This window comes from Thauera chlorobenzoica, from assembly GCF_001922305.1.
GTDB lineage: Bacteria > Pseudomonadota > Gammaproteobacteria > Burkholderiales > Rhodocyclaceae > Thauera > Thauera chlorobenzoica.
The window spans coordinates 2,286,408-2,308,669 of sequence record NZ_CP018839.1; the positions used below are offsets into that span (position 1 = coordinate 2,286,408).

At 69.5% G+C, this 22,262-nt stretch carries 14 protein-coding genes; 4 read left to right on the forward strand and 10 right to left on the reverse strand.

Annotated features, from left to right (window positions below; translation table 11 throughout):
• Window positions 1–23: 23 nt before the first annotated feature.
• On the reverse strand, window positions 24–6,419 hold the full coding sequence (locus tag Tchl_RS10635; RefSeq protein WP_075148384.1) for an AAA family ATPase: 6,396 nt from the start codon (window positions 6,417–6,419) through the stop codon (window positions 24–26).
• Window positions 6,420–6,439: 20 nt separating this feature from the next.
• Complete coding sequence (locus Tchl_RS10640) at window positions 6,440–7,168, reverse strand: response regulator (protein ID WP_075148385.1); 729 nt, start codon at window positions 7,166–7,168, stop codon at window positions 6,440–6,442.
• A 281-nt stretch (window positions 7,169–7,449) separates the two neighbouring features.
• Here Tchl_RS10640 and peaA point away from each other — a divergent pair, with 281 nt between their 5' ends.
• The 4 genes from peaA to peaD are packed head-to-tail and all read left to right on the forward strand — an operon-like array spanning window position 7,450 to window position 11,984.
• Window positions 7,450–9,051: a quinohemoprotein amine dehydrogenase subunit alpha gene (gene peaA, locus Tchl_RS10645; RefSeq protein ID WP_083945216.1), complete on the forward strand. Its 1,602-nt coding sequence runs from the start codon at window positions 7,450–7,452 to the stop codon at window positions 9,049–9,051.
• Window positions 9,052–9,070: 19 nt separating this feature from the next.
• Complete coding sequence (gene peaB / locus Tchl_RS10650; RefSeq protein ID WP_075148386.1) at window positions 9,071–10,513, forward strand: quinohemoprotein amine dehydrogenase maturation protein; 1,443 nt, start codon at window positions 9,071–9,073, stop codon at window positions 10,511–10,513.
• Window positions 10,510–10,833, forward strand: a complete 324-nt coding sequence (gene qhpC, locus Tchl_RS10655) for a quinohemoprotein amine dehydrogenase subunit gamma (protein WP_075148387.1) — start codon at window positions 10,510–10,512, stop codon at window positions 10,831–10,833. Before peaB ends, qhpC begins: the two co-directional genes overlap by 4 nt.
• 14 nt (window positions 10,834–10,847) lie before the next feature.
• Complete coding sequence (gene peaD, locus Tchl_RS10660) at window positions 10,848–11,984, forward strand: quinohemoprotein amine dehydrogenase subunit beta (RefSeq protein ID WP_075148388.1); 1,137 nt, start codon at window positions 10,848–10,850, stop codon at window positions 11,982–11,984.
• A 146-nt stretch (window positions 11,985–12,130) separates the two neighbouring features.
• On the opposite strand, the gene Tchl_RS10665 is transcribed toward peaD, so the two are convergent.
• The 8 genes from Tchl_RS10665 to padG all read right to left on the reverse strand — a co-directional run bounded on the left by Tchl_RS10665 (window position 12,131) and on the right by padG (window position 22,250).
• Window positions 12,131–13,312, reverse strand: a complete 1,182-nt coding sequence (locus Tchl_RS10665; RefSeq protein WP_075148389.1) for a Fic family protein — start codon at window positions 13,310–13,312, stop codon at window positions 12,131–12,133.
• Between the two features lie 433 nt (window positions 13,313–13,745).
• Window positions 13,746–14,255 carry a MarR family winged helix-turn-helix transcriptional regulator gene (locus Tchl_RS10675; RefSeq protein ID WP_075148391.1) on the reverse strand — a complete coding sequence of 170 codons (510 nt, stop codon included), beginning with the start codon at window positions 14,253–14,255 and terminating at the stop codon, window positions 13,746–13,748.
• A gap of 182 nt (window positions 14,256–14,437) precedes the next feature.
• Window positions 14,438–14,845 carry a thioesterase family protein gene (locus Tchl_RS10680; protein WP_075148392.1) on the reverse strand — a complete coding sequence of 136 codons (408 nt, stop codon included), beginning with the start codon at window positions 14,843–14,845 and terminating at the stop codon, window positions 14,438–14,440.
• Between the two features lie 54 nt (window positions 14,846–14,899).
• Window positions 14,900–16,996, reverse strand: coding sequence for a CoA-binding protein (locus tag Tchl_RS10685; RefSeq protein WP_075148393.1), 2,097 nt, complete (start codon window positions 16,994–16,996; stop codon window positions 14,900–14,902).
• A gap of 46 nt (window positions 16,997–17,042) precedes the next feature.
• Complete coding sequence (gene paaK / locus Tchl_RS10690; RefSeq protein WP_075148394.1) at window positions 17,043–18,377, reverse strand: phenylacetate--CoA ligase PaaK; 1,335 nt, start codon at window positions 18,375–18,377, stop codon at window positions 17,043–17,045.
• Entirely contained in the window at window positions 18,370–19,722 is a 1,353-nt protein-coding gene (gene padI, locus Tchl_RS10695; protein ID WP_075148395.1) for an NADH-dependent phenylglyoxylate dehydrogenase subunit beta, read from the reverse strand. Before padI ends, paaK begins: the two co-directional genes overlap by 8 nt.
• A 10-nt stretch (window positions 19,723–19,732) precedes the next feature.
• Window positions 19,733–20,989, reverse strand: coding sequence for an NADH-dependent phenylglyoxylate dehydrogenase subunit epsilon (gene padH, locus Tchl_RS10700; protein ID WP_075148396.1), 1,257 nt, complete (start codon window positions 20,987–20,989; stop codon window positions 19,733–19,735).
• Between the two features lie 10 nt (window positions 20,990–20,999).
• The gene (padG, locus tag Tchl_RS10705; RefSeq protein ID WP_075148397.1) at window positions 21,000–22,250 is read right to left on the reverse strand and encodes an NADH-dependent phenylglyoxylate dehydrogenase subunit alpha; all 1,251 of its coding nucleotides are present in this window, start codon (window positions 22,248–22,250) and stop codon (window positions 21,000–21,002) included.
• Between the last annotated feature and the right edge of the window lie 12 nt (window positions 22,251–22,262).

Below are 22,262 nucleotides of genomic sequence, written 5' to 3' on the forward strand. Positions count from 1 at the left end.
TCCCGGCCCGCCGTGGCGGGGTCTCAGGCCAGTGCCGGGGCGCGGCCGCCGCGACGGTCGATGGCGGCCAGGCTGGCTTCGAGCAGGTGGGTAAGGGGAGTGCTTTCGGGGCGCAGGTCGAGCTCGGCGGCGCTGCGCTCGAGCTCGCGGCAGCGTGCGGCGAGGGCGGCGAGGCCGAAGTTCGCGCCGGTGCCGGCGAGGCGGTGGGCGATGTCGCGCTGGGCCTCGGGGTCGGGGCAGCGGCCCAGTTCGGCGACGAGCTCGCGGCACTGCTGTTCGAGCAGCGCGAGCAGGCTGTCCATGCGTGCCTGGCCGAGCTGGCGGAAATGGCCGTCGAGGACTTCGGGGGCGAGCAGCGCTGCGGCGGGCCGCACCGTGGGTGAAGGCGCGGCTGGTACGGCGGGGGGGCCGGCCGTCAGGCCGGAAGCGGCGAGCTCCATCTCCAGCGCCGGGGTGCCGGCGTACAGCGTGTGCATGAGCACTTCGTAGCGCAGCGGCTTGCCGAGCACGGCGTCGATGCCGGCGTCGAGGTAGCGGCGGAGTTCCTCGCCGGTGACCGAGGCGGTGAGGGCGACGATGCGCACTGCAGCCTTGCGCGGATCGGCATGGGCGCGGATGCGGCGGGTGGTCTCCAGGCCGTCGAGCTCGGGCAGGTGGATGTCCATCAGGATCACGTCGTAGTCGTGGTCGTGGTGCAGCGCCAGTGCACCGAAACCGTCCTCGGCGATGCTCACCCGGTGGCCCTCGCTCTCCAGCAAGGCGCGGGCGACCTGGCGGTTGGTGTCCACGTCCTCGACCACCAGCACCTCCAGCGGCCGGCCCGGTGCGGGGCAGGGGAGGAGAGGCGGCGGGGGTGCGGGCACGCTGCCGTGGGGGTAGCCGATCTCGAACCAGAACAGGCTGCCGTTGCCGGGGGTGCTGTGCACGCCGATCTCGCCGCCGTGCAGTTCCACCAGGCGGCGGCAGATCGCCAGTCCCAGGCCGGTGCCGCCGAAGCGGCGGGTGATCGAGCTGTCGGCCTGGGAGAAGTGGCTGAAGATCCGTTCCTGCGCTTCGGTGGCGATGCCGATGCCGCTGTCTTCGACCTCGAAGCGCAGGCGGCTGTGCGCCGGCGCGCTGCGCCTGCCTTCTTTTTCCACCACCGTGGCGGCGACCGAAATGAACCCGCGGGCGGTGAACTTCACCGCGTTGCCGGCGAGGTTGAGCAGGATCTGGGTCAGCGCGCGGCGGTCGCCGACGACGCCCGCGGGCAGCCCGCCGGCGATTGCCAGGCGCAGGCTCAGGCCCTTGTGCTGCGCCATCGACGCCAGCATCGGGCGCAGTTCTTCGAGTACCGCGGCGGGCGAGAACGGCGCGCTTTCGAGCGTCAGCTGGCCGGCCTCGATCTTGCTGAAGTCGAGGATGTCGTTGAGGATCCCGAGCAGGTTGTGCCCCGAGCGCCCGATTGCCTCGACCCATTCGCGCTGGTGGGGGTCGAGGCTGGAGCGCGCGAGCAGCTGGGTCATGCCGAGGATGCCGTTCATCGGCGTGCGGATCTCGTGGCTCATGGTGGCGAGGAAGTCGCTCTTGGCCTCGTTCGCCGCTTCGGCCTTCTCGCGCGCCAGCTCCGCCCCTTCCTTGGCCTTGCGCGCGCTGATGTCGGTCAGCGAACCTTCGTAGTAGCGCAGCCGCTGTTCGCCGTCGAACACGCGGCGGGCGGAGATCGAGACGTCGATCTCGCTGCCGTCGCGGCGGCGCCAGCGGGTCTCGAACCCGACCACCTGTTCGGCCATGTGGAGACGGCCGAGAAAGCGGCGCTGCTCTTCGGCGAGGACGAAGCACTGGGTGCTGACGTCGGTGACGGTGGCGAGGAAGCTGTCGGCGCAGTCGTAGCCGAGCAACTGCACCAGGGCGGGGTTGGCCGACATGAAGCGGCCCTCGGGGTCGACGCGGAAGATGCCTTCGATGGCGTTCTCGAACAGCGAGCGGTAGGCCTGCTCGGATTGCTGGAGGCCGAGGTAGAGCTTGGCGTTCTCGATCGAGATCGCCGCCTGGGCGGCGAGGATGCGCAGGGTTTCCAGGCGGCGGCGGTCGAAGATGTCGTGGCTGTGACGGTGTTCGAGGTAGAGCACCGCGGTGAGCTCGCCGTGGTACAGGATCGGCATGCACAGCAGCGAGCGCGGGCGCTCGGCGTGGACATAGGCGTCGCGGGCGAACATCGGCTGGCGCGAGGCGTCGCCCAGCACCACCGGCTCGCCGGTGCGCACGACGTAGTTGATGACGCTCACCGGTACGCTCTGGGCGCCGTCCTCGAGGGGCAGCGCGCACATCAGCCGCGGCGCTTCCTCGAGTCCGGCGATGGCCTCGACGTACAGGCGCTGCTGGCGGCTCAGCACCAGCGCGCCGCGCTGGGCGCCGGCGCTGGCGAGGGCGAGCTGCATCAGGCGCTCGAGCAGGCGGTCGAGGACGATCTCGTCGGAGATCGTCTGCGAGGCCTTGATCACCGCGCCGATGTCGAACGCCTGGTTGCTCGCCGGGCCTTCGTCGTCGGCATCGGCCGGTGCGCCGCCGCTGTTCTGCATCCACAGCCCGTCCTGTTCGAGCGTGGTGCGCAGGTGGGCGAGCTTGCCGTGGGCGCCGAGCGCGGCGAGGCGGGTGGCGCTGTCTTCGAAATAGCCGCGGGCGGTGGTGCGGGCGCCGTTGTCGAGGTGGAAGCGCGCGGCCAGTTCGCAGGCGAGGGCGGCTTCGAGGGCGAAGCCGTGGGTTTCGGCGAGGGCGATGGCGCGGTCGTAAGCCGCCATCGCCGCCAGCGGGCGGCCCTTGACCCGCAGCCGTTCGGCGCGGATCAGGGCCAGGCGGTGTTCGTGGTTGGCCGGGCAGTGCCGCGCCCAGCGCACGGTCTGGGCGATGATCCGGTCCACGGTGCGCAGCCCGTCGCGTCGCGCCCGCCCCGAGGGCGGCAGGGTGCGCAGCACGGCGAGCGCGTGCAGGCCGCGGAACCAGGCCGCGGTGAAGGTGCCGGCGACGTAGGGCAGGTGTTCCGCTCCCAGCTCGCAGTGCACCCGGGCCTGTGCATGGTCGGCGAAGACGAAGCACAGCAGGGCCTTGTAGAAGTGATGCAGGCATGCCGCGGTGCGGTGGTTCTCGCGCAGGTGTTCGGCGAGCATGAGCTGTTCGCGGTAGTGCCCGCCGTCGAGCGCGGTGGGCTCGGCGCCGGGCGTGCGCAGCTTGGTTACCGCCTGCAGCGCCATGTAGCAGTATTGCAGCGACTGCTTCTGCCCGGTCTGCTCCAGCTGGGCGAGCTGGCGGGCGAGCTGCTGGGCCTGCGCCGCACAGTCGCGCATCAGCGGAAAGGCGTACTGGATGTGGGCGGCGAGGCTGTAGGCGGCATATTCGAGGTCGCCGCAATCGAGCGCGCTGCGGTGGGCTTCCATCAGGCCGTCGAGGACGTCGGCCAGGGGCTCCTTGAAATGGCGGACATAGGTGTTGAACATCGCCAGGCTGCGGTGGCGGGTGGTGCGCGCCGGGCGCGCCGCCTCCAGCGTCATCGCCAGCTGTCCGGCGCGCCAGCCTTCGTCGACGGCGTCGAGCAGGCCGCACAGCACGCCGCCGAAGCTGGCGAGCGCGGGGGCGGTGGCGTCGGTGTGGCCGTGGCGCAGGGCGAGCTCGACCTGGCGCGCCATCACCAGCGGGCGCAGCGCCGAGCTGGAGAACTTGACGATGCCGAACATGCCGGCAAGGATCGACTGCGCGGTCAGCATCCGCGCCTCGGTGGTCGCCGGCATCTTCAGCAGCTGCTCGGCGGTGCACCGGCGCAGCAGCAGGCGGGTGCCCAGCAGTTCGGCGGCGATGCGCAGCCGCCCCGGGGCCGCGGGCAGCTTGACGCCGAGCATCGCCAGCGCCTGGCGGGCGGTTTCCAGGCCATCGGCGAAGCGGTTGCGGGCGACGTGGGCCTGGATGCGGATCTCGTGGCAGCGGACGACATCGAGCGGGTCGCCGGCGTGGCCTTCGGCGTCGGCGAGCAAGGCGGCCATCAGCGCCGCGTCGCCGCGGCTGTGGGCGGCTTCGGCGGCGGCGAGGTGGAGCTCGAGGGCGAGCCGGTAGTGCGCCTGCCAGCGGTCGGGCGGCAGCGCATCGACGCCGGTGCGCAGGTAGTCGAGCGCCGACTCGAACGCCGCCGATTCGCGCGCGCGCTGTCCCGCGCACAGGTTCAGCGCGGCGAGCGCGACCTGCTCGTCGGGGTCGTCGATGAGCCCGCGGGCGAGGTTCAGGTGGCCGGCGATCTCGAACACGCGGCGGTCGAGCTCGCCGGTGTCGAGGCTTTGCCGCAGCAGGCGCCCGACCTGCAGGTGGAGGGCGTCGCGTTCGCCGGCGGCGAGCAGCGAGTAGGCGGCCTGCTGGATGCGGTCGTGGATGAAACGGTAGCGGGTGGTGCCGGCCTCGCGCTCCCCGCCCGGGCGGTAGCTGTCGTCGAGGGCGACGATCAGCCCTTCGGCCTGGGCCGGCCACAGCATGGCAGTGATGCGCTCGGGCGTGGTTTCGCCGACCAGTGCCAGGGTGCGGACGTCGAAGGTGTTGCCGATGCAGGCCGCGAGCGGCAGCACGTGGCGGGTGGCGGGGGGCAGGCGGCGGATCTTGCCGATCATCAGCGCGGCGACGTCGGCGGCGATCTCGCGCGTGCGGATCGCGTCCTCGTCCCATTCCCAGCGCGGGCTGTGAAAGCGGATCAGGCCTTCGTCGTAGAGCGCATCGAGGAACTGCTTGAGGAAGAAGGGGTTGCCCTGGGTCTTGTCGTGGCAGATCTCGGCCAGGGAGGCGCATTCACGCTCGCTGCAGCGCAGCGTATCGGCGATGAGACGGCGCACCTGGGCGAGGTCGAGGGGCTGCAGCTGGTGTTCGACGAGTTCCAGCGGCGCGCTGCGCAGGCGTTCGAGGGTGGCGGCGAAGGGGTGTTCGGGGCCGATTTCGTTGTGGCGGTAGCTGCCCACGAGCAGCAGGTGGGGCAGGCGCGGGGTGGCGGCGAGGGCCTCGATCAGGCGCAGCGAGGCGAGGTCGGCCCATTGCAGATCGTCGAGGAAGAGGGCGAAGGGGCGCTCGGGCTCGATCAGGACGCCGAGCAGGCGCGAAAACAGCTGCAGCCGTCCCTGCTCGTCGAAGCTCGGGCGGGCGCGCTCGCGTTCGGCTTCGCCGACGATGAAGCCGAGCTCGGGGAGCAGGCGTAGCAGCGTCCCGAGGTAGCCGCTGAGCTGTTCGCGCAGGCGGGTGCGCAGCGCTTCGAGCTGTTCGCCGGATTCGGTCAGGCGCTGGCGGATGAGGCCGCGCAGGGCCTGCAGCAGGGCGGCGTGCGGGCGCTGGCGGCGGTACTGGTCGAATTTCCCGCTGCTGAACTGGCCGCCGCGGGCGAGCACGTTCTGGCGCAGCTCATGGACCAGGCTGGATTTGCCGACCCCGGTGTAGCCGCTGACGAGCACCAGGGACTGGCCGCCGGCCGTGCAGCGCTCGATCAGGCCGTCGAGCTCGGTGAGCAGGGGTTCGCGGCCGTACAGCTTCTGCGCCACCTGGAAGCGCGCGGAAACGTCGCGCGAGGCGAGCGCGAAACCGCCCGCGGTGATGCCGGTGCCGTGGCGGTGGAGGCATTCGCGCAGGTCGTGCACGATGCCGTGGGTCGACTGGTAGCGGTCGGCCGCGTCCTTGGCGAGCAGCTTCAGTACCAGCGCCGACACCGCCTCGGGCAGGGTGCGGTTGATCAGGTGGGGCGGGCGCGGGCGATGGGCGATGTGGCAGTGCACCAGGTCGAGCCCTTCGCGGCCGGCGAAAGGGTGCTGGCCGGTCAGCAGCTCGTACAGCGTGGTGCCGAGGCTGTAGTAGTCGGTGCGGTAGTCGATCGCGCGGTTGATGCGCCCGGTCTGCTCGGGGGCGATGTAGGGCAGGCGGTGGCTCGCCAGCTGGGGCGTATTCCAGCTCGCCTGCTCGCTGACGAAGCGGGTGGCGAGGCTGAAGTCGATCAGCTGCGGCCGGCCTGCGGCGGTGATCAGCACATGGTCGGGGTTGATCTGCTTGTGGATCACGCGCACTTCGTGCAGGCGGCCGATCAGCTCGCTGAGCCCGATCATGATCGCCAGCCAGTCGTGCCATTCGTGTTCGCCCGAGCGCATCAGCTGGCGCAGCGAGCGCGCCTCGTGGTTGGGGAAGATCAGCGCAGGTCCGCGTTCGAGCTCGACGTGCTCGAGCGAGCCGACCACGCCGTCGAGCGCGAGCGTGGCGAGCAGGGTGTGCTCGTGGCGCAGGCGGGCGAGCATGCCGGGCGGGCAGCGCGCGCGCTCGAGCTGCTTGACGATCACCGCTTCGTTGCGGCCTGGCAGCAAGGCGCGGCTGATGGTGCTGAAGCGGCCCTGATAGAGGCGCTTGAGCACCCGCAGCGTTGATGCCGGCGCAACCATCGTTTGTGCTGCCCGCCCGTTCAGCCGACTTCGCCGGCGAACAGGTAGCCTGCGCCGTGGGCGGTGAGGATCAGGCGGGGGTCGGCCGGGTTGTCGTCGAACTTGCGCCGCAGGCGCCCGATCAGGACGTCGACCGAGCGGTCGTTGGGGGTCCATTCGCGGTCGTGGATCGCGTCCATCAGCTGGTCGCGCGACAACACCTGCCCGGCATGGGTGAGGAGGGCGAGGAGGAGCTTGAACTCGCCCTGGGGCAGGCGCTCGCTGCGGCCGTCGGGGGCGAGCAGCTGGCGCTTCTGGGGATTCAGGCTCCAGCCTTCGAAGTGCCAGCTGCCGTGTTCCGGGTCCTGGCGTTCGGCGTACCCGGCGCCATCGATCCGCCACAGCAGGTTCTTCGCCCGCACCAGCAGCTCGCGCGGGTTGAACGGCTTGGTGACGTAGTCGTCGGCGCCCAGTTCGAGGCCGACGATGCGATCGATGTCGTCGTCCTTGGCGGTGACGAGGATGATGCCCACGCGCGAGGCTGCACGCAGCTCGCGGGTGAGGGTGAGTCCGTCCTTGCCGGGGAGCTTGATGTCGAGCAGCACCAGCGCGATGCGCTCGCGCTCGATGCGCTGGAGCAGGTCGCCGGCCTGCCCGCTTTCGCTGACGCGATAGCCTTCCTGTTCGAAATAACCGACCAGCAGTGCACGCGAGACCGGGTCGTCCTCGACCACCATGATGTGCGCGCGGTGGTTCGTCTCCTTCGTCATCGATCCTCCTGGAAATGGGGCCGAAGTCCTTTTTGTCGGCTGCCATGATCGCCTGAAAACGCCGCTGCGGGCAATGTGCGCGGGCGCGGAGCGCGGCGTCGAGCGGCGATGCTTGCGAAGCCGTTACATCCCCGGACAACTTCACACATCTGGCGTCAAGTTGATTTACAGCAGCGCGCTAATTTCTCATCCTGTGCCGGAAGCCATGGCATAGCAAGAAGACCGGCCGCTGCGTGAGGCAAGGCCGGCAAGGACCACTATACGAGCAAGGAGCGAGGGCCTTGAACAACGAAAACTCCATCCGTTCGATCGTCCGCACAGGCATCCTGGTGCTGGTCGGCGCATTCGGTACATTCGGCGTGGTGCCGGCGCTCGCCGCTGCCGACGGCGAGGCGCTGCTGCGCACGACCTGTACGGCCTGCCATGCCGGGGAAGGCGGGGTGATTTCCCGCATCAGCGGCCAGCGCAAGAGCCCCGAAGGCTGGCAGATGACGATCACCCGCATGCAGACCCTGCACGGCGTGCAGGTGACGCCCGAGGACAAGCGCGCCCTGATCAAGCACCTGGCCGATACCCGCGGCCTGGCGCCGGCCGAGGCCGCGCCCTGGCGCTACCTGCTCGAGCATGACAACAACCGCGTCGAACAACTCGATGACGCCTATGCGCCGATGTGCGCGCGCTGTCATTCCGGGGCGCGCTTCGGCCTGCAGCGGCGCAGCGCGCAGGAGTGGGAGCTGCTCGTGCATGGCCACATGGGGCTGAACCCGACCCTCGAGCTGCACTCGATGGCGCGCGACCGGCCCTGGTTCAAGCTCGCCCTCGAGCAGATCGTCCCCGCGCTGGCCCGCGATTTCCCGCTCGACTCTGCGTCCTGGCGCGACTGGCAGGCCGCGGTCAAACCCGCGCTCGGCGGTTTCTGGCGCATCGTCGGCCAGTTGCCGGGCAAAGGGGAGTTCGAAGGCCGGATGACGGCCACGCCGATCGGCCAGGACCGCTTCGCGCTGCGCATCGACGGCCGCCACGCCGACGGCCGCCCGCTCGGTGGCGAAGGCAGCGCGACCGTCTATACGGGCTACGAATGGCGCGCCAGCGTGAACATCGACGGGGTCGCGCTGCGCCAGGTGATGGCTGCGGACGCGCAGGGGCGGACGATGAGCGGGCGCCTGCATCTGGCCGATTCGCGCCGGGTCGGCGCCACCCTGCGTGCGCTCAAGGAGGGCGCCGCGCCGCAGCTGGTCGCGGTGATGCCCGCGCACCTGCGCCAGGGCGAAACCGCGGTGCTGACCCTGGTGGGCAGCCGGCTCGACGGCGCGGTGAACCTGGGCCGGGGGGTGCGCGTGCTCGAAGTGCTGTCGCGCAGCGCCGACCGCATTGTGGTCCGGGCCCGCGCGTCCGGTCCGGTGGGCATGCGCGACCTCGCGGTCGGGCGGGCGCGCGGCCAGGGGATGCTTGCGGTATACGACCGTATCGCCCGCATCGAAGTCGAGCCGGCACAGGCCATCGCCCGCATCGGCGGGCCGGGCGACAGCCAGCTGCCCAAGGTCGGGGTGGCCTACCGCGCGCTCGGCTATGCCGCCGGCGCCGACGGCATCGCCGGCACCGCGGACGACCTGCCCCTGGGCACGGTGCCGGTGCGCTGGTCGACCGCCCCCCTCGACGAGGCCGCGGCCCACGAGCGCGACCACGAGTTCGCCGGCACCATCGATGCCAACGGCTTGTTCACGCCGGCCGATGCGGGGCCCAACCCGGCGCGCGCGCGTTCGGCCAACAACGTCGGCCGCCTTGCCGTGCTCGCCACCGCGGGCGAAGGCGAGTACGCGGTGGAGGGGCGCGGCAGCCTCAACGTCGCGGTACCCGATTTTGTCGAGCGTGCGCTCGACTGAGCGTGGCGGGAGCGAGGACATGAGCACGCTGCACCTGGTCGCGCCCAACCTGCACCGCCTCGACAGCGGCGGCCGGCAGATGCTGTTCCACGTGCCGAGCAGCGCACTGTTCGAACTCGACGCCCCCGCGCGCGACGTGCTGGCGCTGTTCGACACGCACGCCACGCTCGATGCCGAGGCGATCGAGGCCCGCCTGGCGCAGCGCCATGGCGTGGACGCCGTGCGCGAGACGGTGGCCGAACTGTGCCGCCTCGCCGTGCTCGCCGCGGATCAAGCGGCCGCGGGCAGCGGGGCGGCGCTCCCGAGTCCGCCGCCCACTTTTCCGCTCAACACGGTGGTGCTCAACGTCAATACCGGCTGCAACCTGAGCTGCACCTACTGCTACAAGGAAGACCTGAGCGCACCGGCGCGGGGCCTGCGGATGTCGTTCGAGACCGCAGCGAAAGCGATCGAGATGCTGCTTGCCGAGTCGCCCGCGCAGCCGCGCTACACGATCGTGTTCTTCGGCGGCGAGCCGCTGTCGAACATGCCGCTGATCCGCGCCGTGGTGGCCCACGCCCAGCGCCGCTTCGCCGAGCACGGCGCGGCGGTGGATTTCACCCTGACCACCAACGCGACCCTGCTCGATGAGCGGCTGATCGACTGGCTCGATGCGAACCGGGTCGGCATCACGGTGTCGATGGACGGCCCGCCTGCGGTGCACGACCGCAACCGGCGCAGCTTCGGCGGCCAGGGAACCTACGACGTGGTGCGACGCAAGGTCGACCTGCTGCTGGCGCGTTACCGGTCGCGTCCGGTGGGCTGCCGGGTGACGTTGACGCGCGGCATCACCGATGTCGAGCAGATCTTCGACCATCTGTACCGCGAAGTGGGATTTCACGAGGTCGGCTTCGGCCCGGTCACTTCCGGCGAGCTCCAGGCCTTCAACCTCGACGCCGAAGAACTCGCTGCGGTGTTCACCGGCCTCAAGACGCTTGGCCGCCGCTACCTGGATGCCGCACTGGACGGGCGCAGCCTGGGCTTCGGCAACATGCACCAGCTGCTCACCGACCTGCACGAAGGCAACCGCAAGAGCCTGCCCTGCGGGGCGGGCGTCGCCCTGCTCGCGGTCGATGGCAAGGGCGGGCTCAACCTGTGCCACCGATTCACCGGTTCGAGCCTGCCGACCTTCGGCGATGTCGACGCCGGCATCGACCGCGCCCGGCTCGCGGCGTTCATCGCCCGCCGCCTCGAGCGCAGCGGCACCGGGTGCGAGAGCTGCCGCATCCGCAACATCTGTTCCGGTGGCTGCTACCACGAGAGCTACGCGAAATACGGCGATGCCGCGGTGCCGTCTTACCACTATTGTGAATTGCTGCGCGACTGGGTCGACTTCGGCATCGAAGTCTATGCCCGGATCGTCACCGAAAATCCCGGCTTCTTCGCCGAACATGTTTCTCCGAGAAGGAGTGTACGCGCATGAAACACCTCAAGTCCCTGAACAAGAAGGCCCGTCTCCTGGAGCAGGCCGAGCAGCCCGAGGCGGTGGAGGAAGTCGTCGCGATGCAGACCGTGGTCGGCTGCACCGCGACCACCGATCCCGGCTGGGAAATCGACGCCTTCGGCGGCGGTGGTTCGCTGTGCCAGCCGATGGAAGCCGACCTCTACGGTTGCGCGGATTCGTGCTGGTGGCCGGCGCAGGTGCCGGACACGATGAGCCACTATCCCGACTGGGGCGAGGGCAAGGATGGCGCGAGCCGCGACTGGCGCAAGCTCGACGGAATTTTCGAAGACAAGGAATGAGAGAGGCGCCCGCGATGACCATCCCCCTGCGCTTGAAAACCCTGGGCCTGAGCGGCCTGCTCGGGGCGGCCGCCCTGCTCGCCGGCTGTGCCGGGCCGCTGCACCAGGCCGCCCCCCATGATCCCGATCCGGAATACCTGCTGACGGTGACCCGGCCCGGCGTGCTCCAGGTGATCGACATGAAGACCGACACCCTCGCGCGCAGCTGCCCGGTGCCCGGCAAGTTCGGTTCGGGGGCGCTGGTGCCGTCGCCCGACGGGCGCCACGCCTTCGTCCTCAACAATCTGTCGGAGGACGTCTACGGCTTCGAGCTGGAGACCTGCAAGCTGGTCTTTTCCGCCAGGCAGTCGAGCGGCGACGTGCGGGTGAAGACCTTCCAGTCGATCGCGGTGAGCGCCGACGGCAGCGAGCTGTACACCGTGCAGAACCCGGTCCGCCGCCATCTCGACCGCTTCGAGGTGCTGCCGCCGCGGCTGGCGGTATACCGCATCGCCGACGGGCTCGAGGCGCAGCCGCTGCGGACCTTCCCGGTGAACCGGCGGATCACCAAGATCGCCGCCACCGCGACCGGCGAAGTCATCCTCGGCGGTGCCGACATCGAGGCCATCGACACCCGCAGCGGTGCGGTGCGCACGGTCTCGGCGCTGGCGAGTTGGGACCGCGGGCCGCTGTGGTCGCAGCCGGACGCGTTTGCGATGCATTCCCAGGGCGAGCACCGCAACGAGTACCTGATGCCCTACACCGCGGCGAAGTTCACCAGCCCGGCGCAGGACATGGCCACGGCGCAGTGGTGGTGGGGCATGAGCCGCGTCGACCTGGCCACCGGCAAGGCGGAGACGCGGGAAATCTTCCCCTTCGAATTCATCGTGTTCACCCTGGTGGCCGATCCGCGCGACCCGAACATCCTGTACGGCGCGTTCAACACCGTGTCCAAGCACGACATTTCCGCGCGCAAGACGCTGAAGGTGGTCGATCTCGACCAGACCTACTACAGCATCCAGATCTCGCGCGACGGCTCCCGGCTGTACATCGGCGGCGCCGGCAACGTGATCAGCGTGCATGACAGCGATTCGCTGCAGAAGACCGGTTCGATCCGGCTGCCGGGAGACATGTCGACCGCGGATGTGCGGGTGGCTTACGCGCGTCGCTGAACGGCGATCCGCGGGTGCAGCATCACGGCGGCCGTCGAGGCCGCCGTTTTTGCGTGCGCCCGGCACGGTGCCCGATGCATGGCGCCCTGTGCAGGACGGCTACCGGGTGATCGCCTTCCGGGCCTGCGAAAAGCGCCCCGTGCGGCTCACCGCAGCCTGCGATTGCGAAGCTGTACGCAACCCGGCCACACCTGGCCTTCCTGGTCGAGAATGAGCAGATCCAGTTCGCGAAGCTTCTTCAGGTCGCGGCTGCGCGTCTTGTCGTTCAGCTTCAGATAGAGGCTGGCATACCACGGCGTGTGCCGGAGTTCGCCAAGCGGCAGCGGGTGCGCCTGGGTCAGCACTTGCGACACGATGGTGTACTGGCGCGCATTGATGACCTTGCTGTCGAGCAACTCGCGAGTCCGGCTCTGGAAGAGCAGGATGCTGACGAGCCGATTGACGCGATCATGCAGCGCGTTGATCGTCAGGCGCATCCCTTCCTGGTGAAACAGCACGAAGGCCGTGTTCGGATGCGGCTGATGCTTTTCGGCCGCCTTGCGGCAGGTGTTGAACAGGGTGAAGTAGGTGTCGATGTGGTCGAGGTAGTAGCGCGCCAGGGCGAATGGCGCGTACTCGTAGCCCGCCGCCTGCAGCAGCGTGGCTTCGATGACGCGCCCGACGCGGCCGTTGCCGTCCCAGAACGGGTGGATCAGCTCGTAGTAGTAATGCACCAGCGGCGCCCGCACCAACGGATGGACGCCGGCATCGGCGAGTTGCTGGTGCCAGTCCAGCAGACCCGCCAGCAGCCGCCAGATGTCGTGATCATACTGCGGCGGCTTGTAGCGCCCGCCATGCTGCGGACTGCCGACGTGGGTAATGCGGCCTTTCGGGTTGTCACGGATCAGCCCCGGCCGGTTGTCGGGGTGGGGGAGGTCGTGGGTGACCAGTCCGTGGATGGTGGTGATGAAATCGATCGAGAGCACCCACGCCGGATCGAGTGCGGCCTGTCGCGCGCGCGCGTACGCGGCCTTGATGTTGAGCACACGCCGCTGCTCGATCTCCTGCACCTGCGCGGGGTCGAGATCCATCGCCGCGCGGGTTTCGTCCTCGGTGAGGGCGCCGCCTTCGATCGTGTTGGTTCCGTAGATGCTGCTGGCAATGACCTCGCGTTCGAGTTTGTTGGCGACCTGCGCCAAGGGAGAGTGCGCAAACCGCGTATGGGCATCCTCGACGCGCTGCATCGTCAGACGGAGTTGTTCCGGATCGACGCCGGTCTCGAACAGCACCGGGCCGAAATGATCGGTGTCGACCCGAAGCCGGATGTCGGGGAATTCCAGGGCGATCATGCTCGCTCGAATGTCCGTCGATAATAGGGTATTTAATATATAAAAATCAATTTCTTGGGTTTTATTGCAGCGGATTTTTGTCCGCGTAGATGTCCGGTGTCATTGGCATCATAACGGAACCATCGCGACGACGCTCACCCCTGCAGCCGATACGCCTCGCCCTCGCGCTGCACCATGCCCCGCGCCCCGCGCCCCGCGCCTCCAGCATGCCGCTCTTCTGCCCGCGCTGAATGAAGAGGTCGACGGCGGGGGTGTTCAGGGCGGCGGTCACGCGGGGGCATCCTCGAAAGCGGCAAGCGTTCGATTCTAACCGCATGGGCCGGGGCGAATGCAGGCGGGATGGGGTGAGCGCCCCGTGCGGTAAGGACCGGGGCGCTGCCCGGCGTATGCCGCGCCCGCGATCGGTACCTGGGGCAGCGCCGGGCGTATTGGCTCAGGGCGCGGTCGGCAGCGGCAGTTCGTCGTTCTGCTGCAGTCCTGCGACCACGCGTCCGAGAAGGGTGCGCAGCTGGGCCTGTTCCTCTGCGCTGAGGCGGCTGACGAGGCGCCGCTCGTGATCGAGCACTTGCGGGGTCAGGGTGTGCAGCAGCTCGCGGCCGGCGGCGGTGAGGTGGAGGGCGTTGGCGCGGCGGTTGTCGGGCGCGCGGATGCGCTCGACCAGTTTGCGTGCTTCGAGCTTGTCGAGGACCGACACCACGCTCGAACGGTCGAGCTGGATCGCTTCGGCGAGCTGAGTCTGCTTCATCCCGGGGTTGGCATCGATCAGGACGAGGACCCCGAACAGGGTTGGGGTGATGTCGGCTTCCCCGACCTTGACGCAGAAGTCGCGAAAAATGGCGATCTGGGCCAGGCGCAGGCGGTAGCCGATGAGCTCGGGGAGCAGGCCATAGGTGATGGCGTCGGCGCGAAGCGGTGCCTGGGGTTCGGAGTGGCTGCGGCCCATCGATGACTGAGGTAGGTTGCCGTTCATCGGGTGATTGTAGCAGCCGGGGCGTGGATGACGACGGGGCAGGGTGGGGGACGCGATCCGGTTCGTCCCCGCACGGGCGGGTGGCTGCGGCCGCGGAAACGGCGCGGGGCCGCCCGTTTCCGGACGACCCCGCGCTGCGCTGCGGTGGGCGCCGCTCAGGCCGACTTGGCCTTGGCGAGCTTGCCGAGCAGGCGCTGCTTGGTCTTGTCGACGCCGACCACGAAGCGGTTGTGGCGGCCGCGGGCGACTTCTTCGAGGGCGTCGCGGGCGCTGAATTCGAAGACCACGGCGGGGCCGTTGACTTCGACCAGCTTGACCGTGATCTCGACCCACATGCCGATCAGGGTGGCGCCGACGTGGTCGAGCTCGACCCGGGTGCCGACCGAATCCTTGCCTTCGCCGATGTGGGGCAGGAGCAGGTCGCGGCAGCATACTTCGATGTCGTAGAGCAGGGCCGGGGTCGAATACACGCGGCATTCGTCGCCCATGACGTCGATGGTGCGGGCGGCGTCGATGTCGTAGCGGCGGGTCAGGGTCAGGCCGGGTTGAAGGGTTTCACTCATTTGCAAGGCTCCATCAGGTAGGTGGGTCGGTTGGATTCGGAAAACAGCGCCGGCTCAGCGCTCGCCGAAATGCTTGCGGATGCGCTCGGCGTCGAGGCGGGCCTCGACGTAGCGTACCAGCGCACGGGTGCCGCGGGCGACGTTGCGGAACACGCACACGCCGCGATCCATCATCGCGGCGGCCATCGCATCGTAGAGGCGGCCGCCATCGACGACGGCGACGATCGGCTTGGCGCAGCGCTCGACCAGCGGCGGCAGGATGTGCACGGTGCCGGCCGGGTCGCTGATGTCGTAACCCGGGCGCAGCTTGCTCTGCTCGAGCCCGCGCACCATTGGCGCGGTGGGGTCGAGGCCGACCACCACGGCATCGATGTCGTCGTCGGCGATCATCGCTTCGGTGATGCGGACGTGGGCGTCGTCGTCGGCCCCCGGGTTCATGTCGAGCGGGTTGCGCACCTCGACCAGGGCGGCGAGCTTCTTCTCGACGAGGATTTCCTCGATGCGGGCGACGGTGGCGGCGCCGAGCGTGCCCATCCGCATCGAGAAGGTTTCGCCGTCGATCGAGTCGGCCGCGCTCACCGCCTCGAAGCCGGCGCCGCTGGCGGCGCCGAGGCGGTTGCCGCCGATCTGCTTGGCGTGGAGGGTGCCGGCCATGTAGAACAGGTCGTCGAAGGCCTCGACGTTGTCGGTGACGATCGCGCCGGCCTGCTGCAGCACCGAGGCGAACAGCACCGGGTCGCCCGCGATCGAGGCGGTGTGCCCCATCACCCCGCCCTGGCCGGCCGTGCTGCGGCCGGACTTATACACCACCACCTGCTTGCCGCCGAGCACGGCGCGGCGCACCGCGCGGGCGAAGGCGAGGCCGTCGAGGTCCTTGAAGCCTTCGACGTAGATGCCGATGCTGTGCACCTCCTCGCGCTCGGCGAACCAGGACAGCAGATCGCCGTGGGTGAGGTCGGTCTGGTTGCCCATCGCGATCATGTAGCGCGGGTCGAGCCAGGGGTTCTGGCTCAGCCGGGTGATCATGAAGGCGCCGCTCTGGCTCAGCATCACCGCGTCGCGCTGGGCGCGCTTTTGCGGTTTGGGCAGGCGCTCGAGGGGAATGAACCAGGAGTCGTAGGCGCCCGGGTGCGACACCACCCCCAGGCAGTTGGCGCCGAGGAACACCGGGCCACCGTCGCCGCGGGCGTGGGCGGCGTTGATCTTCGCTGCCAGCGCGGCGGCCGGCTCGCGGCTCTTGGCGGTCTCGCCGAGGCCGCCGGGAATCAGCATCACCGCCTCGACGGTGTTGCTCTCGAGGATCTCGTCGACGAGCGGATAGACCGCGTCGGCGGCGACCGCGACGATCAGCAGGTCGAGCTTGCCCTCGATCGCGCCCACGTTTTCGATGCAGCCGACGCCGTCGATCTCGCCGCCGCCGGCGCGGATGATGCACAGGCGCTCGGGCGGGCAGCCGCTGCCGAGCAGGTTGCGCAGGATGATGCGGCCGAAGTTCATGCCGTTGGCCGATACCCCGATGATGCCGATGCGCTGGGGGTGGAGGAGGCGGTCGATCTTGTGGATCGGGCGCGCCACGCGCTGTACCGGTGGCGCGCCGACGCTGGCGCGGGCGGCGGTGACGCGGATCGCCTCGCCGTCGTAGGCGCAGTCGAGGCGCAGCTCCTGGAGCACGGCCCCGGCCTGTGGGGCGTCCGGGCGCGCGCCGCGGGCGATCGCGAGCACGGCGTCGAAGCCGGCGGCGAGCGCGGCGTCGGGCAGCGGCCGGCCCGCGCGGGCGGCGAGAAGGGCGATGCGCCGATACGCCAGGGTGTGGCGGAAGCGCTCGAGGAAGTCGGCGCCGTCGGTCAGCTCGACCGCGGCGTGGACCGCGGCGCGGTCACGGGCGAAGTCGGCCGGATCGAGCTCGGCGTCGAGGCCGCCGAGACCGGCGCTGAGGACGAGCCCGAACTCGCGCGTGGTGTGGGCGCGCAGCGCGAACTCGATCGCGCCGGCGGGGACCGCGGGGGCGCGCTGGAGCCCGGTGAGCGCCAGCAGGGCGGCGGTCCGGGCGTCGTCGAGCGTCTCGCTCCCGTCACGCAATGCACTTTGCAGGATCCCGGCCGCTTCGGCGGCGACGGTTTCCGGTGCGGAATTCCCGGTGGCCTGGGTCATCGTGTGTCTCCTCTGGTATGTAGGCTTGCGGCGGGGCGGGAGCGGCTCAGAGGCCGGCTTCCTGCAGGTTGCGGCGGTCGATCACGCGCTTGGCCTTGCCCACCTGGGTGCGCTCGATGCTGTCGGTGTCGAGGATTTCGATTTCGGCAGTGACTCCGACCAGGCTCTTGATCGCGTGGCGGACGTCGGCGGCGAGCTGCAGGCGGTCGGCACGGCCGATGCTTTCGGAGATGTCGGGACGCAGCTCGGCGCGCACGGTGAGGCGGTCGAGGTGGGCGTCGCGGCTGAGCACGAGCTGGTAGTGGCCGCACAGCTTGTCGTTGCGCAGCAGGACCTCCTCGATCTGGGTCGGGAACACATTGACCCCGCGGATGATCAGCATGTCGTCGCTGCGCCCGGTGATCTTGTCCATCCGCCGCATGCTGCGCGCGGTGCCCGGCAGCAGACGGGTGAGATCGCGCGTGCGGTAGCGGATCACCGGCATCGCTTCCTTGGTCAGCGAAGTGAACACGAGCTCGCCGAGTTCGCCCTCGGGCAGCACTTCGCCGCTCACCGGGTCGATGATCTCGGGGTAGAAGTGATCTTCCCAGATGTGCGGACCGTCCTTGGTCTCGACACACTCGCAGGCCACCCCCGGCCCCATCACTTCGGACAGGCCGTAGACGTCGACGGCGTCGATGCCGAGCCGGGTCTCGATCTCGTGGCGCATCTCGTTGGTCCACGGTTCGGCGCCGAACAGGCCCATGCGCAGCGAGGTGCTCGAGGGGTCGAGCCCGCGGCGCTCCATCTCGTCGGCCAGGGTCAGCATGTAGGACGGCGTCGCCAGGATGATGGTGGGGCCGAACTCCTGGATCAGCTGGATCTGCTTGTCGGTGTTGCCGCCGCCCATCGGGATCACCGTCGCGCCGAGGGCCTCGCCGCCGTAGTGCGCGCCCAGGCCGCCGGTGAACAGGCCGTAGCCGTAGGAGTTGAGGATGATGTCGTTGCGGCTGCCGCCGGCTGCGCGCAGCGAGCGCGCCATGACGCTGGCCCAGGTCTGGATGTCGTTGCGGGTGTAGCCGACCACGGTGGGGCGGCCGGTGGTGCCGGACGAGGCGTGGACGCGCACGATGTCGGCCATCGGCACCGCGAACAGGCCGTAGGGGTAGTTGTCGCGCAGGTCCTGCTTGCTGGTGAACGGAAACTTCGCCAGGTCGGCGAGCTCGCGCAGGTCCGACGGCTGCACGCCGGCGGCGTCGAACGCGTTGCGGTAATGGGGGACGTTGTCGTAGGCGTGCTGCAGCGACCAGCGCATGCGCTCGAGTTGCAGCTTGGCCAGGGTGGCGCGATCGGCGAACTCGATCGGTTCGTGGGTTGCAGTGTTCGAAGTGGTATCAGCCATGTTCTTTCTCCGCGATCTTCTGTACGAAGCGCAAGTTCTCCTCGACTTTGTTCTGGATGTGTTCGATCTGCTCCGGGCTCAGGTGGCGGAAACGCCCCATCGCTTTCAGGTAATCGACAACCGGCAGCGGGCGGTCGACCGGGCGCGAGAAACTCAGCCCGGTTTCGGGGGTGTATTCCCACAACGTGACGAAATTCGATTCCACCGCCTTGCGCGCGACTTCGATGTTCATCGCGCTCTGGAAGCGCCAGCCGGTGGTGCAGGGCGAATACACGTGGAGGTAGGCGAAGCCGTGCTCGGAGGCCTCGAGCGCCTTGTCGAGCTTGGCGTACAGATCCTCCATGTAGGCGGTGGACGCGGTGGCGACGTAGGCGCACCGGTGGTTGACCATGATCAGCGGCAGGTTCTTGGCGTCCTGGGTCTTGCCCCGGGTGTGGGCGCCGACCGGCGTGGTCGAGGTCCACGCACCGTAGGGGGTGCAGCTCGAGCGCTGCATGCCGGTGTTCATGTAGCCCTCGTTGTCGACCACCATGAACAGGATGCGCTCGCCGCGTTCGGCTGCGCCCGACAGCGACTGGAAGCCGACGTCGGAGGCGCCGCCGTCGCCGGCGATCGCCATCGCGGTGACCTTGCGCCCGACCCGCTCGTACTGGCGCTTGACCCCGGCGAGCATCGCCGCGGTATTGGTCAGCAGCGGGTGGAACACCGGAACCTTGGTCCCGGTGGTGCCGTTGAAGCCGACCGAGCCCATTCCCGGGACGCAGCCCGGCGGGGTGGCGAGCACGGTGTCGGGGCCGACCCGGCGCAGGGTGTGGCGCATCAGCAGCTCGGTGTTGCAGCCCTGACAGCCGGCCAGGCCGGGGGCGAAGAGGTCTTCCCAGCCGCCGACTTCGTTGTAGATGCGGGCGGTGGTGACGTGGCGCAGGGCGCCGGTGGGGCAGGCCGGCACGCAGGCGGGCTTGCCGTCGCAGGTGTCGCACTTGCTGACGCGGCCGGTGTATTCATCGAGGGCGATGCCGGCGTAGCTGCAGCCGATCGTGCACAGCAGGCAGTCGACGCATTTCGAGGCGTCCCAGTCGATGACGCCGGTGGCGCCGTCCTTGCCGAGCGCGCCGGCCGGGCAGACGGTGACGCACTTGGGGTCGCCGCACTGGCGGCACAGTGCGAGCTCGAACGCGCCCTTGGCGGCGACGCCGGTTGCGGCGGCGGCCTTGGGCATGATCTGGATCAGCGAGCGGCGGACGTCGTCGGATTCGAACTTGGCGCCCGCGCAGGCTTTCATGCATTCGCCGCAACCGTCGCATTTGGACGCGTCGAAGGCGATGGTGGAATAGGCTTGTCCCATGGTGTGCTCCTCAGCGCCAGAGATTCGACATCAGCGCACGGCCGGTGGCGAGCGGCTCGGCCATGAACCGGTCGCGGACCGGACCGAGATCGGTCTTGCGCAGGATCAGCTGCGCCATCACGCCGGCATCGAAGAATTCATTGACGCCGAAAATGCCGGTCAGGCGGTTGTCGTGATCGAACACCACGCGCAGGTAACGGCCGCTGTCCTGGTCGAAGCGCACCTGGGCGTCGCCGCCTTCGGGCACCTGGCTGTTGCCGACCGAGATCGCGTGACGACCGAAGAAGTGGTAGGTGTTCAGCGCCAGGCCGCCCTGGTAGGGCTTGGCGCCCGGGTCACCCGCCATCCCCATGCCGGCGATGCGGCCCTGGATGCTGGCGTCGGGGAGGATCGCGTTCATGATCGGCGCGTCGCTGAAAAAGCCGCGGGCCTGGGCGCAGTCGCCGGCGGCCCAGACGTCGGCGACGTTGGTGCGCATGGCGTCGTCGACCAGGATGCCGCGCTCGGTGGCGACGCCACTGCCGTCGAGGTAATCGAGCTGGGGACGCACGCCGACCGCGACCAGCAGCAGGTCGGCATCGATGCCGTCGCCGCCTTCGAGCAGCAGGCGCACGCCGGTGTCGGTCTTCTGTACCCCGACCACCCGGCTGTTGGTGCGGATGGTGGCGCCGTTGTCGCGGAAGGCTTCCTCGATCAGGCCGGCGGCGGTGTCGTCGAAGTAGCCCGAGGTGAGCTGCGCGTTCATCTCCACGATGGTGACCTCGGCGCCGGCCTTGACCAGGTTTTCCGCGGCGTGCATGCCGACCAGGCCGGCGCCGAGGACCACCGCGCGGCGCGACTGGGTCATCGCCGCGCGCAGCCGGGTGGCATCGTCGAGGGTGCGCAGGACGTGGTATTCGACCGTGTCGATGCCCGGGATCGGCGGCACGATCGGGCTCGCGCCGGTGGCGAGGAGGAGCTTGCGGTAGCCGATTTCGCTGCCGTCGGCGAGGGTCGCGACATGGCGCTCGGCATGGACGGCGGCGAGCGCGCTGGCGGCGCGGTACTCGACCCGGTTGCGGGTGAAGAACTCGGCGTCGCGCAGATAGACGCGCTCGGGTGCGGAGCGCCCGGAAACGACGTAGGGTAGTACGGTCGGCGAATAGGGCGGGTGGGGATCGCGGGTGATCACCGTGATGCTGCCCGCCGCATCGTGCATGCGGATCGCGGTGATGGCTTCGAGCGCGGCATGGCTGCTGCCGGCGATCAGATAGTCGGTGGTATGCATCGTGGCTACCTCAGTCCTTGGCGTTGAGCCATACCGGCTCGTCGGAGGCGGGGCGGGTGAGCAGGGCCCGGGTCTCGTCGATGACGCGGTGGAAGATGGCGGTGGTGAGGTCGGCGCCGGCCAGGCCGCCGATGAAGCTCTGCGCCGGAATGTGGCGGCCGAGGCGGTAGAGCACGCCGAGCGTTTCCTGGAACATCGGGCCGCAGTTCCAGCGGAAGGCGACCGAGCGATCGACCACGCCGAGGGCGCGGACGCTGCGCAGCGCGTGCTTGAGGGCGGCGACCGGGAACGGGCTGAAGGTCTTGATCTTGATCAGGCCGACCTTCTCGCCGGCGGCGCGGGCTTCATCGATGGCGTCCTTGGCGGCGCCGGTCATGCTGCCCAGAGTCATGATCGCGTATTCGGCGTCGTCGAGGCGGTACTCCTCGACCAACGGGGCGAAGTGGTGGCCGAAGCGCTGGCCCCACTCCTCGTGGATCTCGGTGATCACGCGCAGCGCGCTCTGCATGCCGCGGCACTGGCCGCGGCGGTAGCGGGCGAAGGTCTCGGGGCCGTTGCCGCCGGAGCCGCCGGTGAGCGGGTCGACCGCCATCGGGCGCTGGGGGTCGAGGGCGACGTGCCAGTTGACGTCCTTCGCCCCCATGAAGGCATCGACTTCGGCCTGCTCGGGGAGCTCGATGCGCGATGCACCGTAGGACAGGTAGTTGCCGTCCAGGCAGACGTTGACCGGCAGCATGACATCGTGGTGTTCGGCGAGCTTGAACGCCATCACCGTGGTGTCGAGCACTTCCTGCACCGTCTCGCAGTACATCTGGATCCAGCCGGACTCGCGCACGGTCATCGCGTCCTGGTGGCCGCCCCACACCGACTGCGGGGTGATGCCGTCGCGGGTGACGATCGTCATCACCAGCGGCAGGCGCATGCCGGAGGTGCGCAGGTAGGGCTCGAACATGAAGGCGAGGCCGGGGCCGCAGGTCGCGGTGTAGGTGCGGGCGCCGGCGAGCGCTCCGCCCTGCAGCACCGACAGCACCGAGTGCTCGCCTTCGGCGTCGACGATGTCGGCGTCCATGCGGCCCTCGGCGATCAGCGAGGCAAGTTTTTCCACCAGCGAGGTCTGCGGCGTGATCGGGTAGACCGCGACCATGTCCGGGCGCGCGAGGGCGACGGCCAGTGCGGCGGCTTCGTTGCCCTCGCACAGCATCGCCTTGGTCGTGGCGCGTGCGGCATCGGTGTTCGGCGTGTCGATCGTCGTCGTGCTCATTGGCTCATCTCC